The organism is Streptomyces niphimycinicus, from assembly GCF_018883605.1.
In the GTDB taxonomy this organism is placed as follows: Bacteria; Actinomycetota; Actinomycetes; order Streptomycetales; family Streptomycetaceae; genus Streptomyces; species Streptomyces niphimycinicus.
This window is the reverse complement of sequence record NZ_JAHLEM010000463.1, coordinates 1-17547: the sequence shown is the minus strand read 5'-3', so window position 1 is coordinate 17547 and position 17547 is coordinate 1. Positions and strand designations below refer to the sequence as shown.

The 17547-nt window shown below is 70.6% G+C and carries 13 protein-coding genes; 9 read left to right on the top strand and 4 right to left on the bottom strand.

The features are described from left to right. Window positions 1-501 precede the first annotated feature (501 nt). From KN815_RS32910 to KN815_RS32890, 5 genes are all read left to right on the top strand, one after another. On the top strand, window positions 502-975 hold the full coding sequence (locus tag KN815_RS32910) for a nuclear transport factor 2 family protein (RefSeq protein WP_216345513.1): 474 nt from the start codon (window positions 502-504) through the stop codon (window positions 973-975). Between the two features lie 132 nt (window positions 976-1107). Continuing rightward, window positions 1108-1719, top strand: a complete 612-nt coding sequence (locus KN815_RS32905; RefSeq protein WP_216345512.1) for a TetR/AcrR family transcriptional regulator — start codon at window positions 1108-1110, stop codon at window positions 1717-1719. Window positions 1720-2080: 361 nt separating this feature from the next. After that, on the top strand, window positions 2081-2455 hold the full coding sequence (locus KN815_RS32900) for a PPOX class F420-dependent oxidoreductase (protein WP_216345511.1): 375 nt from the start codon (window positions 2081-2083) through the stop codon (window positions 2453-2455). An 847-nt stretch (window positions 2456-3302) separates the two neighbouring features. Then, window positions 3303-4178 carry a VC0807 family protein gene (locus KN815_RS32895; protein ID WP_253209386.1) on the top strand — a complete coding sequence of 292 codons (876 nt, stop codon included), beginning with the start codon at window positions 3303-3305 and terminating at the stop codon, window positions 4176-4178. Window positions 4179-4296: 118 nt separating this feature from the next. Next, window positions 4297-5094: an SAM-dependent methyltransferase gene (locus tag KN815_RS32890; protein ID WP_216345510.1), complete on the top strand. Its 798-nt coding sequence runs from the start codon at window positions 4297-4299 to the stop codon at window positions 5092-5094. Between the two features lie 20 nt (window positions 5095-5114). On the opposite strand, the gene KN815_RS32885 is transcribed toward KN815_RS32890, so the two are convergent. The 3 genes from KN815_RS32885 to KN815_RS32875 all read right to left on the bottom strand — a co-directional run bounded on the left by KN815_RS32885 (window position 5115) and on the right by KN815_RS32875 (window position 12223). Then, window positions 5115-6704, bottom strand: coding sequence for an ABC transporter substrate-binding protein (locus KN815_RS32885; protein ID WP_216345509.1), 1590 nt, complete (start codon window positions 6702-6704; stop codon window positions 5115-5117). 6 nt (window positions 6705-6710) lie between these two features. After that, complete coding sequence (locus KN815_RS32880) at window positions 6711-8771, bottom strand: ATP-binding protein (protein WP_216345508.1); 2061 nt, start codon at window positions 8769-8771, stop codon at window positions 6711-6713. Window positions 8772-9004: 233 nt separating this feature from the next. Then, entirely contained in the window at window positions 9005-12223 is a 3219-nt protein-coding gene (locus KN815_RS32875) for an NACHT domain-containing protein (RefSeq protein WP_216345507.1), read from the bottom strand. A 146-nt stretch (window positions 12224-12369) separates the two neighbouring features. Here KN815_RS32875 and KN815_RS32870 point away from each other — a divergent pair, with 146 nt between their 5' ends. The 4 genes from KN815_RS32870 to KN815_RS32855 all read left to right on the top strand — a co-directional run bounded on the left by KN815_RS32870 (window position 12370) and on the right by KN815_RS32855 (window position 15646). After that, on the top strand, window positions 12370-13098 hold the full coding sequence (locus KN815_RS32870; RefSeq protein WP_216345506.1) for a TetR/AcrR family transcriptional regulator: 729 nt from the start codon (window positions 12370-12372) through the stop codon (window positions 13096-13098). 30 nt (window positions 13099-13128) lie between these two features. Continuing rightward, window positions 13129-14301 carry an MAB_1171c family putative transporter gene (locus tag KN815_RS32865; protein ID WP_216345505.1) on the top strand — a complete coding sequence of 391 codons (1173 nt, stop codon included), beginning with the start codon at window positions 13129-13131 and terminating at the stop codon, window positions 14299-14301. Window positions 14302-14622: 321 nt separating this feature from the next. After that, complete coding sequence (locus tag KN815_RS32860; RefSeq protein ID WP_216345504.1) at window positions 14623-15063, top strand: helix-turn-helix domain-containing protein; 441 nt, start codon at window positions 14623-14625, stop codon at window positions 15061-15063. Between the two features lie 13 nt (window positions 15064-15076). After that, window positions 15077-15646 carry a toxin gene (locus tag KN815_RS32855; RefSeq protein WP_216345503.1) on the top strand — a complete coding sequence of 190 codons (570 nt, stop codon included), beginning with the start codon at window positions 15077-15079 and terminating at the stop codon, window positions 15644-15646. Window positions 15647-15668: 22 nt separating this feature from the next. Here KN815_RS32855 and KN815_RS32850 read toward each other — a convergent pair. Beyond that, the coding region (locus tag KN815_RS32850) for an aminotransferase class I/II-fold pyridoxal phosphate-dependent enzyme (protein WP_216345502.1) at window positions 15669-17547 on the bottom strand (1879 nt) is incomplete at its 5' end.

Genomic DNA, 17547 nt, shown 5'->3' with positions numbered 1-17547 from the left:
AGTCGGGGAAGTAGGTGATTCCCAACTCGCCCGGCTCCAAGGGGCCTTCAGGCATATTGGCCACGTCCGGCTGACGCCAAACCCTCTCGCGCGAAAGTAAGTTCGGCGGCGTCGACGGCCATTGAGATGCCCAGGTGGGTGGCCGGACCTGATGTCGACCGAAACAAGGTCGCGCATCGGACTCCACGCGGCGGCCAGGTGGCCGGCGACGTACCGCATGCCGCCGGGGGGGGCTCGAGGGGCATCGTCATCACGGTGGCAATGAGTTGGATCTTGGTCGGGCTGCTACGGAAAGCGCGGTGAGACCGCAGGCCAGGAGCGGCGCTTCGCCTGCAAGGTGAGCGTCGCCGATGTCATACGAGCGCAGTCCTGACCGTGAGTGGCACCGCACGCGTGCCCAAGGTTTGAGTTTTGCGACTACCCGTCGTAATCTATGCGACAGGTAGTCGCATAAAGGTGCGCCACTCCGGTGTCGCCGCAGCGAATAAGAAGGGGTTCCCCATGAACGCGCTCAGTGATCGCGCTGATCTCCTCGAACTGATAGGCCGGTACGCCGACATCGCGGACCTGAAGGAGTTCACCGAACTGCCCGGCCTCGTCCTGGCCGACCCGGTCACGGTCGACTTCGAGTCGGTCGCCGGTATTCCGCCCATGACCGTGCCGCTCGGCGACTACGTCGAGGCTCTCCGCGGCGCTTTTGCACCTTTCATCGCAACGCACCACACCATCACCGGCCACGTGATCGATATCGATGGCGACCGCGCGACCGTCCACGCGCACGTCCGCGCCGAACACTGGGTCCCGCAGGAGCTGGCCGACGGCGGACCCGACCGCTGGCTGGTGGTCGGCTTCTACGACAACGAGGCGGTCCGCACGGCGGATGGCTGGCGCCTCAGCCGCGTAAGGCTCACCGCGAGCCACCAGGAGAACCCGCATCTGGCGGGTGCCGCCCTGGCCGCTGGGCAGGACGCCTAACGGCCAGGGCCGAAGTTGATCCACGCGCTTCTTGAGATACAGCGCACAACACGCGCCCCGCACGGCCGCCGTGCAGGGCGGGGAGACAGACCCGGGGCGCGAGGAAAGCCGCGACGAGGAGAGGATGATCGGATGCCGCGGATCCGGGGAGCCAGCATAGAAGAGCACCACGAGATGGTGTGGTCCGACCTCGCCGAGGCGATGCAGCAGCTGCTGCTCGAACGCAACTACGACTCGATCAACATGGGCCATATCGCGGCTCGGGCCGGGCTCGCGCGCAACACGTTGTACAACTACGCGCGCGACAAGCATGGTCTGGTTATGGCGCTGACTCAGCGGGCGAGCCGGCCCATGCTCGAGTGTGTGGCCGCGATCGCCGCGCGGTCCTCGGACCCGGCCTCGGAGCGGATGCGGGAGATCATCGAGGCGGTCCTGAAGGCGTGCACGGACCAGGCCATGCAGCTGATGTTCCAGCCGGGCTCCGGCCCACTGGTCGCCGAAGTACCGAAGGGGCCGGACAACCCGTTCAACGCGATCGTGGTCGAAGTGGAGAACGTCGTCCAGGACGGCATAGCGCGCGGGGAGTTCCGCGACGTCGGCGATGTGCACCTCACGGTGGAGCTGCTGTCCGGTGCCCTACGCAGCGGCGCCGAACGCATCGGCCGGGACCCGGCCGCCTTCACGGCCACGGTCCACGCCGCGCGGGAGATCATCCTCGCTTCTCTGGCCCGCCGCCCGGACTAGGACGTTGCGACCTGCGTGGCGTCCGAACAGGTGGCGCCGGCGGCGCGACAGGTCGGCGCACCTTACTGCGCTGCGTCTCGCCGGGCCCCGACCTCCGCCGCCGCGTAGGTGCGCTTCCCACCCGCCGTGCGGTACAGCGCGACGGCATCATTCCTGAACTCCACCGGTATACGGAGACTTACGTCCTACCAGGACACCCTTCCTCGGATCTACAAGATCCATTGGTCAGAGTGTCCACACCACGGGAGGCGCCGCAGAACACGCCGCCGTCCTCGGCAGTGACATGGAAATCGTCCGACGCGCCCCCGGGGCCAGAGGGTCGGACCATCACGAAAGATCGAGGCTTCCGAGCGTGCCAGCCATGGACGAGATCCGACGCAGCAAGTACATCAGCCTCACCACCTACCGCAAGGACGGGTCCCCGGTCCCGACGCCCGTCTGGCATGTGGCAGGTCCTCAGGGCGAGATCCTCGTCGTGACGCCCGCCGGCTCCTGGAAGGTCAAGCGGATCCGCAACAACAGCGCCGTGACCGTGACCGTCTGCGATCTGCGGGGGCGGACCTCCACGGGCGCAGCGTCCCTTCCCGGCACCGCCCGGCTGCTCGACCAGGACAGCACCATGGCCGCGCAGGACCTGCTCGGCAAGCGGTACATCACGTCCCGGATCGGCAACTGGTTCGTCAAGGTTTTACACCTGCCCAAGAAGCCGAATATCGCCATCGCCATCACCCTGTGAACTGCGTACGCAGCATGGTAGTTGAACGAGTCCGCAGGCGCCGCGTGTAACCGGGGCGCCCGCCCGTAACTCCCTTGACTCGTCCCCGCCGCTCAACATCTGTACGAACGAGAGCTGTCGGCTCACTATGCCCATATGCGCTGCCGTGACGGTGGTGCTGACCACTGCCGAACGCCGCCATCTGAAGAAGATGGCCTACGGCCACAAGACCCCACACCAGGCCAGGCAGCGCGCCACCCTCCCCCACCTCGGTCCGGATCGCGTCCGCGGCCCGGGTCGCCTCGGCGGCCGGTGCCATGAAGCCGCCGTAGCTGAGCCGCCCGGACAGCCCGGAACACGCCCAGCAGGAGACCACCAGCACCAGCACCGCCCCCGCGAGCACCCAGACCCTGCGCGCGACGTCGAAACGCCCCAGCCGGACGAACATGCCACCCTCCCTGGCTCACCGCGCCGGCGCCCACAGTGGGACGGTCCGCGCAGGACGCCCAACGAACGACACTCCTCCAGGTCACCCAGGTGTACGGAGAAGCCCCGCAATGACCCGCTATCGGGGGTGGCGACCGGATTTTCCGGGTGCGCCCTTACACCACGGAAACTGTCGTTTACCGGATCGTGTTCACAAAGGGCTTTTCTCGGGTCCTCTCACCGCAATGGCCTTTGACGCCCCAAAACACCGAAGAGGGTCACGGAATACCGCTCCGAGCAGCCACTTGACCGATACCGGCCGCTTGAAACAACCTTCTGCCGAGATTTTGGCGACATTTGATGTCCCGACACTGTCCTCTTACGACATGGCTGCTTTACGTTTCTCTTTTCTCGCACCACCAGAAACACTTACAGGGGAACCGTGCTCACTCAGGACACCACCACGCAAGGCGCTTCGAGCGCACCCGATCCACAAGCACCACCGATCAGCGACCGACCGGCCGCACCCGCCCGGTCCAGGGGCGCCGCCATTCTCGGCTGGGTCGTCACTCTCACCCTCAACGTCGCCGCGCCGATCCTGACCTACAACGCGCTGCGCGACCACGGCTGGAGCGAATTCGCCGCGCTGCTGCTGAGCAGCGCGTGGCCGGTGGTCGACGGCGCCGTGCACATCGCCTGGCGCCGCCGTCTCGATGAACTCGCCATCGTCACCCTCGTGTTCATCGTGATCACCGCCGTGGTGTCGACCGTCGGCGCGCACTCGGCCCGCGCCCTGCTGATCAAGGACTCGGCCGTCACCGGGCTCTTCGGGCTGCTGTGCCTGGCGACGCTGCTGACGCCGCGCCCGCTGATGTTCTACTTGGGGCGCAAGTTCGCCACCGACGGCACCGAGGCGAGCACCGCCTGGTGGAACGGCCTGTGGAACGTCGATGGCTTCCGCAAGGCCATGCTGACGATGACGACCGTCTGGGGCGTGGCCTACTGCATGGAGTCCGCGGTCCGGATCGTGCTGTCGTACACGCTGAGAACCGACACCATGGTGATCCTGAGCCCGGTCCTGATCTACGCCGTGCTCGCCTCCCTCGGCGTGTGGACGGGCGTGTACGGCAAGCGGTCACGCCGCAAGGGCCAGGCGCGCGCAGCCGCGGCGGCGGCAGCGGCGGCCGAGGCAGCGGCGGCTGAGGCAACTCCCTCCGAGGCAGTGCCCACCGAAGCAGAGGCCACTGACGCAACGCCCGCCGAAGCAAAGGCCGAGGAAGCAACGCCCGCCGAGGCAAAGGCCGCCGGGCCCGCCTGACACCGGGTGGCCGGCCGCGGGTGAACTCCGGCGGCCGGGCGCGGCGTCGATATGGGAAGCTGTTCGACAGCCGGACACGCATGCGGGGGCCGTGACGGCCGTCGAGAGGAGCAACAGCGTGACGGAGAACGGCTTCCGCGCCGAGGAGATCGATACCAGCAGGCCGCACCCTGCCCGGATCTACGACTACCTGCTGGGCGGCAAGAACAACTACGAGGTGGACCGCGAGGCGGGTGGCCGGCTCGCCGCCGCGGCGCCCGAGGTGTGGAGCGGCGTACGGGCCAACCGCGACTTCCTGCGGCGCGCGGTGCGCCATGTGGTCGGCAGCGGCATCCGGCAGATCCTCGACATCGGCACCGGGCTGCCCAGCTCCCCCAATGTGCATGAGATCGCCCGGGAGTTGGCACCTGAGGTGCGCGTCGCGTACGTGGACAACGACCCGATCGTCAACACCTACGCCAATGTGCTTCTCCGCGGCTCCGCCGCCACCAGCATCGCGCTGGCCGACCTGCGCGACCCGCGGGCCATCCTGGATCACCCCGAGGTCCGCCAGGTCATCGACTTCGACGAGCCGGTGGCGCTGCTCCTCGTCGCCATCGTCCACTTCCTCACCGAGGCGGAGGAGCCCGAGCGGGTGCTCGCCACCCTGCGCGACGGGCTGCCGGCCGGGAGCTTCCTGGTGCTCTCCCACGCCACGGGCGACTTCGCCGACCGCAGCGCCGCCCAGGCCGTGTACAACAACGCCACCGCCACCTTGAACCTGCGGTCCCGCGCCGAGGTCGAGCGGCTCTTCGACGGCTTCACCCTGGTCGAGCCCGGTCTGGCCGAGGTCCCGTTCTGGCGCCCGGACGCCCCGCCGCCGACCAGGCCCGGCGAGATCGGCTACTACGGCGGCGTGGCGCGCAAGACGGATTGAGCCGCCACTGCCGCGTCGCGTCAGGAGGGGCAGGAGTTCTTGGAGCCACCGCGGTAGGTGCGGTAGAGGGCGGCCGCGCCCGGGGCGCCGGAGCGAGTGCTCGACGGGAACTCGACGACGGGTACGGGCTTGCAGACGGCCCATTGGTCGTTCTTGCCCGGGCCCTCGAAGCCGTAGGTCCCTCCGGCGCCGACCAGGCAGGAGCTGCATGAGTTGCCGGCGATGCTCGGGATGATGAGGGTGTTGTACACATCGTCCTTGGTCGGGATGCTCATCGCCTCCGGGGCCTTCTTGCCGCCCTCGTTGATCTCGGCGAAGGTGCGGTCCACGGCGCCCGCGAGCAGCGCGAAGGCGTCGTGGTACATCACGGCGTAGCCGTCGTCCAGCGGCTTGCTGCCCAGCTTGTGCTGCTTGCGTATCTCCTCGAAGCGGTCGAGGAAGCGGCCGAGCGCCTTCTTGGGGGTGCTCTTCCCCGCCCACCAGGCGGGGTCGACGGAGGAGGCGTCCACGATGGTGGCCCGTGCCTCGTCCAGCCACCGGGCGGGCGCGTCCCCGGTGAGCGTGGGCTCCAGGCCGATGCCGACCTTCAGGATGCGCAGCGTCGTAGTGCGCCCGCAGCTTCCCTCCTGCGCCATGCGCTCCATGAACGCGGGCAGGTCCTGGTCGCGGCCGGCGAAGAAGACGGTGTCGGACTTCTCGTTGCAGATCTTCTGCACGGCGTCGGTGAACCGCTGGGGGATGCCCTTGTCGGTTCCGGAGGTGCCGGTGAAGTTCGAGTTGTGGTTGGTCAGGTCGTACGCCGTGCCGAAGTGCCGCTCGAAGACGCTGCGCAGGTTCTGGGAGTAGACGTCCTCGCTGCGGTTGTCCCAGACCAGGAAGCCCCGGTGGCCGGCCGGTTTCTTGTCCAGGTAGAGCCCCAGGGCGCGGGCGAACTGGTCGTTGTTGGGCGAGGTCTTGAAGAAGTACGGGGAGTTCATGTTGGCCGCGGTGATGACCGGGCCGACGGTGGGGATGCTGTGCTTGCTGAGCGCGGCGATGGCTCTTCGGGTCTCGGGGGTGCTGCTCGGGATGCCGGTCACGCCGACCAGCGGCGCCCGGGTGTCCTTGGACAGCTCGGCGAGGCGGTCGACGACGGGCTCCCAGCGGTCGAGGTTCCGGCCGTCGGGGGCGAGCAGCAGTTGGTAGTGCGGCCCGCCGAAGCGGTTGGCCTGCCGTTGGGCGGCCAGGGCACCGGCGAGCCCGCGGCGGATCATGTCCACCGTCATGGCGCTGTGGTCGTCCGCGGTGAAGGGCATCATCAGCGCGATCCGCACATACGGGATCTTGGGCCCGCTGGGCGGATCCTCCCAGTCCCGCCGCACCCGCGCGTTCTCGTCCGCCACCGCCCCGATGAGGCTTTCGATGCCCGGGTCGGCCTCGAAGGCTTCCGCGGTGACGCCCACGCAGTCGCCGTCGATGTCCCGCAGATCGTCACCACACCTGCCGGGGCCCTGCACCACGTTGACGACGACGGTGATCGCTGCGGCGACCAGGGCGCCGAGTCCGACGACGGCCAGCCATTCGAGCGGCCCCCACTCACGAGGGTGACGGCGGAACAGACGGAACAGCATGCTTCCTCACTGACCGGAGATAGGGAAGGGGCGCTTCTTCCGTGCCGCCGCGGGCCAACTGCGGGCGGCCTGCCCCAGGACGGCGTGCCAGGACGGGTGGCGCGGGGAGAGGTAGGCCAGCTCTTCGCCGACCGCCTTGCACATATCGGGGTCCGGCTCGGCGTGCGGCTCGGACACATGCCACAGGGCGTGCAGCAGCCGGTTCACACAGCGCTCGATCTCATGCAGTTCGGCGTACCGGCCGTCGTGCGCGCCCAGCGCGATCTGCATCCGTTCGTCGGTCCACTCCGCGGCCGGTGGGGTGGGCGCGGTGGCGGCGTACCGCAGGCACAGCAGCCAGTGGGCGGCGGCATGGGCGTCCTTCTCCGACTGGAACTCCTCGGTCAGCATGGCCACCACCGTCTCCGCGTTTCCGGCCGCGAGGGTGTGCCGCAGGGCGTCCGCCTCGCCGCTCTCCCCGCGCTGGGCGTGGTGCATCCGCAGGAAGCGGTGGATGTCCTGCCAACTGCGGCCGTCCTCGGCCCGTGCGGAGGTGCGGCGCGCCTCGTGTACGAGCAGTGTCCGCAGCAGCGCGTCGGTGACCAACGGCTGGTCGGGCGGGGTGAGTTGCTGCCACTGCTGCTCTTCGAGGTAGTCGGTGGCGGAGTTGGCGGGCAGTTGGTCCGGGCCCTGGAGGCGCAGATTCTCGGCCAGCGCCTCGGCCGCGGTGCTGTCGCGGGCGAGTGAGAGCAGGGTCAGCCGGTCGCGCTGGCGGCGGTTGGGGAGCAGCCGCTCCAGGAGTGCTTCGGTGACGGCGCGGCCGTCGTCGGCGTGGAGTTCGAGGAGGTCGCGCGGGCCCACGCCGCGGCCCCGCTTGGTGGCGTCCAGGACCGCCGCGCACAGGACGGTGGTCACCGCGGGATGCCCGCCGGTCAGGGAGTGCACGGCGGAGGCGAGATAGGGGTGGAGCGGCCGGGCGGGCCAGTCCGGCACCAGAAGGGGCAGGATGTCGTCCCGGCTCAGCGGGGTGAGGGGGACGGCGAGCAGTCCGGCGGACGGGGCCAGGCCCTTGCGCTGCCAGCCGGAGGACTTCACCAGATCGGGCAGGTCGCGGCGGATGGCGGCGGACGCGTTCTCCGGTAAGCCGCCGAGGCGGGTGGCCACGACGACGAGCTCCTCGTGGTCGGGGCGCTCGGGCAGCGCGCGGTGCTCGAGGAGGAGGTCGAGGAAGTCCTGCCCCGGCGGGCAGTGGGCGTCGTCGAGCAGGATCAGCGGCCAGGGCTCCCGGTTCCACCGCTGAATCCTGCCGTAGGAGGAGGCGACATCGTGGAGGAAGGCGGCCATCAGGCTCTGCTCGGCGGCGTGCCGGTAGTCGCCGCCGCGCTGGAACCACTCCCCGAGCAGCACCAGCGGATCCTGGCCGTCCGCGCCCCTCGGGAAGCGCCGCCGGTACCACTCCTGTGCCGCGGCAGGCTGATACCGGTCGGTGTACTCCGCCACCACGGCGGCGGTGACCGCATCCCGGCCCCACTCCGCGTCGGTCTGCGCGCCGGTCGTCTCCAGACGGCCTTCGACGGCGGTGGCCCAGGCGTGCCTCAGCGCGTTCTCATCGCCGTCGGCGAGGCGGCAGGCGAGCAGCAGCCGGGCGAACGTCAGGCAGGCCACGTCGCGCTGCTCGCCGTTGCCGCGGTACCAGCCGGAGACGGCGAACAGGCCGGGCACCAGGACGGGGAAGCGGCGGCGCACATCGGGGGCGAGCCCGCACACCAGCTCCGTGAGGATCTCGACGAGGGTCGAGGCGGTGGGGGCGCGGCCGTCGGCCGGGGCGGGCGGGAAGGTCTCGGGTTCGGTGGCCACGGCGCGGACGTGGGCCAGCGGCAGCCGGTCCCGGTAGCGCGCGGCCAGCTCTTCGAGCACCGCGCTGCGCCCCATGCCGTGGTATCCCGTCACCAGCACCACGGGCAGATCGCCCTGGTGCTCGCGGCCCACCCGGGACCGCTCGTCATAGGCCAGGCCGGTCAGCCGGGGGACGAGCGAGCGCAGCAGAGGGTCCCGGCCATAGAGCGGTGACCCTTCCGATACGCGCATCCTGCTGCGTCCCGCCTCAGTCGTCCTCTGCTGCCCGGCAGCCGTGACCTCGGAGACGGGCGGCACCGCTCCCCCGAGACATCAGCCGCTGACATCCGTACCAACTACCATCCGTACCAACTACGCCTACATTCATGAACTTACCCGTTGGGTAAACATCCCACCAGGTAATCGCGACACCGGGTGTGAGCCGGGTGCGTGCCAGGTGTGTGCCGGGTATGCGGCGGTGCCGGTCAGGGGTGCGGGTAGATGTCGAGTTCCACGCTGTCGGGGAGCGAGTCCGCGCCGCGGATCTCGCCCGGGTAGACCAGCCGCACCCGGCGCAGCCGGGGCAGTCCGGCGAGGGAGGCGAGGTCGAGCTCCGCGACCTGCGACAGATGGATCTCCTCGAGCCCCGGAAGGCGCCTGGCTATCCGCCGCAGCGGAACCGCGGAACCGGCCCTGGCCCATACGTCCAGGTGCGTGACCTGGGGGATCTCGGTACGAGGGGCGAACAGCAGCATGCTGAGCTGCTGCGGGGAGAGCGTCAGCTTGCGCAGATGGGGCAACTCGGCGATGAGGGAGCCCCATTCGTCCGGCGCCAGGCGCTCGCTGGCGTCCTGTAGCCGCAGCTCCTCCAGCTTCCGGCACTCCACGATCCCCGCGAGCTGCGCCGCCGACGACGGCAGGGAGAGCAGCCGCAGCTCGGCGGGGCGCGGAAGGTCGGGCAGACCGCGCCAGGGCACCTCCGGCCCGACCAGGAGCCCCTCCAGCCGGGGGCAGTCGGCCAGCTTCAGCAGGGGCTCGAACTGGGGGAGGTCGCGCAGCTCCAGCCTCCGCAGCCGGGGCAGCCGGGTCAGCGGCGCGGGGTCCTTGACGTTCCGGCAGCCCTGCAAAGCGACCGTCTCCAGCTCGGGGTAGGCGGAGAGCAGGGCGAGGTCCTCCAGTTGCAGGGTGCCCCGCAGGCGCAGCTCGCGCAGGTGGCGCGGGTCGACCGAGGCGCGGATCTCCGCCGGGTCGAAGTCGCCGTGCAGGCCCACGCGCTGATAGCCGGACATGGTGCGCAGCGCCTCCAGCTCGGCGGGTGAGCGCACCGTGACGATCTCCTCGGGGGCGGTGTCGAGGAGCGGCCGTACGATCTCCTCCGCGTACACCTTGGTGTCGAATCTGTCCCAGTGGGCGAGGAGTTGGGCGCGCACCGCGGGCTGGCCGGTGCCGAGGAACTCGCGGAGCCTGGGGATGGCGGCGTCCCCGCCGATCTGGCAGATCGCGTGGACGGTGGCCAGCTCCTCGTCGCCCTCCAGGTCCTTGGCGTCGGGCAGCAGGCCCAGCAGCAGCGGGCCCGTCTGCGCCAGTGACCTGGCCTCCCGCAGGCTGCGCGGCGGCAGCAGCCGGGCGGCCCGGTCCTCGATGGCCTCGCGCACCGTGGGCTCCAGGCGGGTGGCCTGTTCGAGGGAGGCGAGGGCGAGGAGCCGCAGCCGCGCCTGGACGGTGGCGTCCTGCTCCCGGTCGCCCCGCTCGCGCAGGCGGGTCAGCAGGTCGGCACGCTCTTGGTGGCGAGCCTGTGCGACGGCCATCTGCACCACGTCCTCCCACTGGTCCAGGTGTGCGTTGTTCACCAGCATGCCCATGTCGCGCTCTTCCAGCACGGCCCTGGCGCCCAGGAAGTCCTGGAAGGTGCGGTGGATGAAGTCGACCGCGCCCGGGGCCGGTTCGCGCAGCAGACCGGAGCGCTCCAGCAGATGCTGAAGGGCCTCCTCCGCCGTTCCGACGTCCGCGAGGCGGGGGACGGAGGGCTGGAGCCGCCGCACCACGTTCACCGCGTCGGGGCGGTCGAGCTGTGTCCGCTCGTTGCGGATCAGCCAGTACGCGAGCCTCTGGAGCGGCTCGGTGGCCGACTTCTGGTCCAGTGCCGGACGGCTGCGGCCGTAGACCTCGCGCTCCAGGTCGCGGCGCTCCAGGAGCATGGAGAGCGCCGCCTCGTACAGGGAGGCGCGGCCCTGGGGCAGGAAGCCGCGCCGCTCCCGGTGCAGGGCGCAGATCAGGCCGCACATCAGCGGATTGGTCGCCAGCCGGCTCAGCTCGGGGCTGCTGCGCAGCGACAGCGAGAGCGACTCGCCGAGCTCCGGCGAGGCTCCGGCCGCGGTGTGCCAGCGCCGGATGAACTGCTTCATATCGGCGGGCCGCATCGCGGCGAGCGCGAACTCCTGGAAGCCCTCGCGGGCCAGCCAGCCCCGTTCGAGGGCCGAGGGGCGGGAGGTGAGCAGCCACAGATTGCCGGGGAAGACGGCGAGCAGCTTCTTCAGCCAGGCCCGCACGCGGGCCCGGTCGTCCTTCGGGATCTCGTCGGCCCCGTCGATCAGGAGCACGCCGCGCCCGTGCCGCAGCACCCGCGCGGCCCAGCCGTCGGGCTCGGTGCCCACCAGCGGGCAGCCGATCCAGCGCAGGAAGTCGTCGGGCATGGGCAGTTCGGAGTCCCTGCGCGCCAGGGTGCGCAGCGGCAGGACGAAGGGGACGCGGCCGAAGAGCTGCGAGAGCCCGCCCGGCACCCGGTCCTGCTGCGCGGTGGAGAGGGCCAGCCACTGGACTAGGGTGGTCTTGCCGGTGCCGGCGACGCCGCGCAGCAGGACGCGCTCATGGCTGGCGAAGACCGCCTCGGCGGGGCCCGCGGCCCGCTCGGCCTCGGTGTCCCGGTCGGCGCCGGGCTCGCCGCCCACCACCGGCAACCGGTCGGTGCCGTCGCGGTACGGCCTGGCCTCCAGGCTCAGATAGGCGGTCTCCAGCGGCCAGTCCTGGCCGTCCGGTTCGCGGAGGTCGACGCCGTAGATCGTGAGCCTGCCGTGGCACTCGACGACGTAGCGCGCGTACTCCTCCTCGAACTGGATGTCCTGGTGGCTGATGTCCGGCAGCCGCCGCAGGATCGAGTCCAATTTCTCGCTCTGCTCCCGGATCTCGCGGCTCTGCTCGATCTGGGCTCGGGCCGCGAATCCGGGCCGCTGGCTGAAGAAGCGCATGAGGTGGAGGCAGGCCGTCTCCAGGAGCCGGTCGTGGAAGCGGGCGGCGTCGTCGCTCAGCAGCCTGCGGGTGTCGGGGCCGGCTCGCCGGGACAGCTCGGCGGCCAGCCGCTCGGGGCCGAGCGCGAAGGCGTGGACGTCGTCCATGTCGAGATCGCCGAGGGCGTGCAGGGTGCGGGTCAGCGCCTGCCCGACGGAGTCGTGCTCGTCGGCGCCGATCGGCGGATCGTGCGGCCCGGCGGCCCGCACGGCGCGGCGGACCAGCTCGCGGGCGAGCTTGTGCAGATCGTCCTCGGTGAGGGTGCGGTGCTCCCGGGCGAAGGAGACCAGCCGGCGGATCGGTACGGGCCGCTCGCCGTACTCCGCCCCCGGCGCGCTCGCGGGCGGCAGCAGCAGCCGTTTGACCACCGGCACGACCACTGCCGATGCGATCCGCAGCCCCACCGTGCCGCCGTCCACAGCAGCCCCTCCCTCGCGGCGTCGGCGCGGGTTCCCCGCCGAGCCCCGTCCAGCCCCTCACCTCCCGCTCACGATAGCCGCGAAGACCCCTGAAGGGTGAGGGTCCACAGGGCGCGAAGCGTGGTCGCACCGGTACGGTTTGGCCCATGGATGTTTCCGGAACACCTTCCGCCGATGAAAACACCAGGCCGCAGGCGGTCATCAAGGCCACAGCGCGCCAACTGCTGGTGAAACTGGGGGCCGGAGGGCTGACCCTGGACGCCGTCGCCCATGAGGGCGGACTCTCCGTCAGCGATGTGGAAGCCGTCTTTCCGCATCGGGACGCGCTGCTGACCGCGCTGCTCATCGACGCCTACAACGAGTCCGGCGCCGCGATGGAGCAGGCCGATCAGGCGGCCAGGGAGGCCGGCGCGCCGGCGGGCGCGCGGCTCCTCGCGGCCACCCGCGCGCTGCGGCGCTGGTCGTTCGCCAACCCGGCCGAGTTCACGCTGGTCTACGGCTCGCCCGTGCCGGGCTATCACGCCCCGCAGGACACCGTCCCGCCCGCCTCACGCACCCCCGCGGTGCTGGCCGGCATCGTGCGTTCGGCGCTGGAGGCCGGTGAACTGAGCGCCCCCCGGCGTCAGATGCCGGGGCCGTCGCTGCTTCTCCCCGATGCCGAGGCGCTCTTCGGCGGGGTGCCCGAGGCTCCGTTCGCGGACCTCATCGAGCGCGGCATCGTGCTGTGGAGCAGTCTGGTCGGGCTGCTGGTCTTCCAGGTCTTCAGCCGTACCCATGACAGCGTCCGGGACGAGACCGCGTTCTTCGACCACGCCATCGCGGTGGCGGCCGAGGGGATCGGACTCGTGGTTCCCCTGGGCGAGCACACCGACTGAAACCGTTCGGCACCTGTGGGGGAAAGGGCCGTGACCACCATCAAGACTTCACTCTTCGTCATCGCGGCGCTCTCGTCGTATGCCGCGCTGATCTACCGACTGTTCCAGGTCAGGCGCAGTTGGCGGGACACCGCCTACCGCACTCTCGTGATCACCCTGCTGCTCCAGTGCCTCACCTTCACGATGGGTGCCTTCGCGATGGGAAGCGAGCGCTTCCTGGGCGTCGGCAACCTCGCGATCCTGGTGATGCATCTGTCGGCGGTGGCCTTCTGCGTCAGCGCGCAGATCATCCTGCTGCACTGGGCGTCCGCCACCGAGGAGTCGGGGCGCGGGGCGCGCTACTGGCTGATCACCGGCATCGCCCTCGACGCGCTGCTGACGGCGCTGTTCTTCATCGCCGACGGCCCCGGGCACCCGGCCGAGGACTTCAACACCGGCAGCGGGCAGCCGCTGATCCTCACCTACCTCCTGGTCTTCATGGTCTCCCAGGCGGTTCCGTGCGTGACCATCCTGCGCCAGTGCGTGCCCTACGCCCGGATGGCGGGCCGGACCTCGCTGGGGCAGGCGCTGCGGATGCTCTCCGTCGCCGCGGTGATCCTGTTCCTCTACTGCCTGGCCAGGGTGGTCAACATCCTCACGGCCGCGGGCGGGCTCGACATCGGCGGCTGGACCATTGCCGCCAACGTCTTCAGCGCGCTGGGCATCGCCACCCTCTCGCTGGCCCTGACGATCTCCTCCTGGGGGCCCTCGGCCACCAAGCTGCTGGACTGGGCGCGCGGTTACCGGTCCTACCGGGCCCTGTATCCGCTGTGGCGGGATCTGTACGAGTCCTCCCCGGACATCGTCCTGGAGCCGCCGGGGGCCGCGGTCTCCGACCTCAACTACCGGTTGCACCGGCGGGTGATCGAAATACGGGACGGCTGGCGGGAGTTGCGCCCCTACATCGACCGCACCTCGGGCGGCGACGGCCAGGCGGTCCCCAACGGCCAGGCGGTCCCCAAGGGGAGCGAGGAGTCCCGGCAGGCGTTCGCCGAGGCGGCGCAGATCAGGCAGGCCCTGCACGCCAAGCGCACCGGCACCATTCCCGATGACAACGCGGACACCGGCGACTTCGAGGACCGCGACACGGACAACTTCACCGCCGAGGTCGTCTGGCTCACCAAGGTCGCGTCCGCCTACCGGCGGCTGGCCAAAACGCGCTGAGAAAGAGCGCCGAGAGAGGGATCCCGCCCGGTCTGCCCCCGTCAGGCCGAGCGGGATTTCCCCCGTGATTCCCCCGTTTTCCTCTTCCGGGCCGAGCGGATGGCCCCCGCCCGGCCCAGCTCGGCACGGCCGGCAAGGCCGGGCCGAGCTGGGCCGATAGGACTGACAACTCACTCGGCCACCCCCGTGAGCGGAGTTAGCTGGCAGCTATCGGCGAGGTCCACGTTGGCGGAGTTGGGCCAGATTGTCAACTGACCGCTAATCTGCGAAACTGACGATTAGCCGGGGGCAAAGCCGAGGAGGTGAGGGAGGGAGATTCGCATGTCCGAGACTGACGACCGGCCCACGCTGGCAGTGCGTCTGGACGACCTCTTCAAGACGGTTCGTCCCAAGGGCAAGCACTGGACCAACGCCGAGGTGGCGGAGGAACTGAAGCGGGCCAACCCCGAGCTCAAGGTCGGGGGTGTGTATCTGTCGCAGTTGCGGACGGGCAAGCGCTCCAATCCCTCACCGGACCTGCTGGCCGCCCTGGCGCGCTTCTTCGGCGTGTCGGTGGCCTACTTCTTCGACGACCAGGTGGCCGAGTCGGTGCTCAGCGAGGTCGCCGCCATCGAGGCGCTCCGGCAGGCCGGGGTGCGCGCCGTGGCGATGCGGGCGGCCGGGATGAAGAAGGAGAACCTCGAGGCCATCACGACCATCATGGACCAGTACCGGCAGCTTCAGGGCCTGCCGCCCGTCACCGACACCTCGGACCAGGAATGAGGGGTGCGGCTGAGTGAGGGGCGCCAACAAGGGACGGTCGGCCGACCACGACCGGCGCAGTCAGCTCAAGAAGCTCCGGAAGGCCGGTGCGCGGCGGATCGCCGACCTCGACCTGCCGGAGATGGCGGATGTGGCCGAGCTCTGCCGCTATCTCGGCGAGGTCCGCGGCCGCCCCATCACGCTGGTCCCGATGCAGATGCCCGCGACGCATCCGTGCGGCATGTGGGTCGCCGCCCGCGACGAGGACCTCATCTTCTACGACGCCAACACGACCAGCGCGCATCAGGAGCACATCATCTTGCATGAGCTGGGCCACATCATCTGCTGCCATCGCGGGGCGGGTTGGCTGGACGAGGCGAGCGCCCGCCTCCTCTTCCCCAACCTCGACCCCGACCTCGTGCGTGACATGCTCCTGCGCGCGACCTACGACGACGTCCAGGAGCAGGAGGCGGAGATCATCGCCTATCTGCTCTCCCAGCGGGTGGGCGGCACCGAGGAGCGGCATGGCACCGCCCCGGCCGAGGACTCCGCGGAATCCGGACAGGACGCCATGCTCAGCCGGATCGAACGCACCCTGATCTGATATGGATCCGACGGTGCCCCCCTCATCCCCCGGTGGCTGCCACCTCCTCGGCCAGGATCGCCACGGTGCGCCGGATGTCGTCCTCACGGTGCTCGCTGGTGATGAAGAACCGCAGCCTGGCGAGCCCCTCCTCGACGGCCGGGTGGAAGATCGGATCGGCGATGACACCGCGCTCGAACAGCCGGTCCGCGATGCGCAGGGTGCGCGCCGAGTCGCCCAGCACACACGGCACGATCGGCGTGTGGGCGCTGGAGCCGGTGGCCAGACCGGCCGCGCCGGCCAGGCTCAGGAACAGCTCCGCGTTGCGCCGCAGGGCGGCCACCCGGTGCGGTTCCGCGAGGATCAGCTCGGCGGCGGCCAGCGCCGCGGCCGCGTTGGCGGGGGTCAGCCCGACGCTGTAGACGAAGCCGGGCAGCGTATGCCGCAGCCACCGCACCATCCGGGCCGAGCCGCCGAGATAGCCGCCGCAACTGGCGAACGTCTTGGAGAGGGTGCCCATCCACAGATCAACGCCGGACCGGTCGACGCCGAAGAACTCGCCGACGCCACGGCCGCGTTCGCCGACGGTGCCGATGCTGTGCGCCTCATCGACCATCAGCAGGGCACCGTAGCGCCGCTTCAGCTCGATCACGGCGGGCAGGTCGACCAGGTCGCCGTCCATGCTGTAGGCGCCCTCGACGGCGATCAGCACCCGCCTGAACCGGGACCGGTTGCGCCGCAGCGCGTCCTCCAGCCCCTCGATGTCGTTATGCGGGAACGGGCGCCGCGCCGCCCCGGACAAGGCGCAGCCCTGGAGGATGCTGTCGTGGGCCAGCGCGTCGTGCACCACCAGGTCCCGCGCGCCCACGAGATGCCCTATCGCGGTGACGTTGGTGGCGTGGCCGCTCACCAGCGCCAGGCAGTCCGGGACGCCGAGGAAGGCGGCGAGCGCCCGCTCCAGCCGTACGGTCAGCTCCCGTTCGCCGGAGAGCACCCGGCTCGCGGAGACCGAGGTGCCGTACCGGTCCACCGCCTGGTGCACGGCCTCGTTGACCGCCGGATGGCCGGAGAGCCCGAGGTAGTTGTAGCTGCCGAAGGAGAGGTACGGCCGTCCGTCGATCATGGTCGTGTCGCGGATGTTGCCCTGATGGACCCGGAAGTACGGGAAGTCCGCACCGCTCCCGGTGATCGCGCTCAGGCGCTCCTCGAACTGCCGCACCTCGGGGAAGTCATCGGCGCACGCGGTCGCCGCGTCCCAGTCCGCCCGCGTCTGCCGGGGCAGCGGCGCACCGGCAGCCGGCTCCTGCGTGAGGTGCGGATCGACCAGTGCGACCAGCCGTGCCACGGTGAGGTCGGGCGAGAAGATCTCCTCGGTGCGGAATCCCGGTATCCGCTTGCCGATGTTGACCTCCAGCTCCTGGAGCATCAGGGAGTCGAAGCCGAGGTCGGTCACCAGTTGCATCCGCTCGGTCAGGTCGGCGAGCGGGAAGACGCCGGTCCGCGACAGCTCTTCGAGCACGATGGACCCGGCGGACGCCCCGCCGCCCCGCGCCGCGGCGGGCGAGCCCACCGGGGTCCGGCCCTCCCCCACGGCCCCGGAGGCGGTGTCCGCTTCCTCGGGAGCGCGTGCCGACTCGTCCACCACCCAGTGGTGGCGGGGGGCGAGCGGGCTCGGCGGCAGGGTGATGGGGGGTATGCGCTCCCCCACCGGACTGAGCCCCGCGCCGGTGACCGCGCGCTGTGCGAGCCGGGCCAGTGCGGCCGGGCGGGCGTCGGCGGGCAGCGAGCCCGGCTCCGGTACGGCGGCCTCCGGCGGCTCACCGGGTGGCACCGTACCGACCGCCAGCCCCGCCCCGAGATCTCCGGTGCGGCCCGCCGCCACGGCCTCGGCCGCCGCGGTCAGCCGGGCGGCGGCGTCGGCG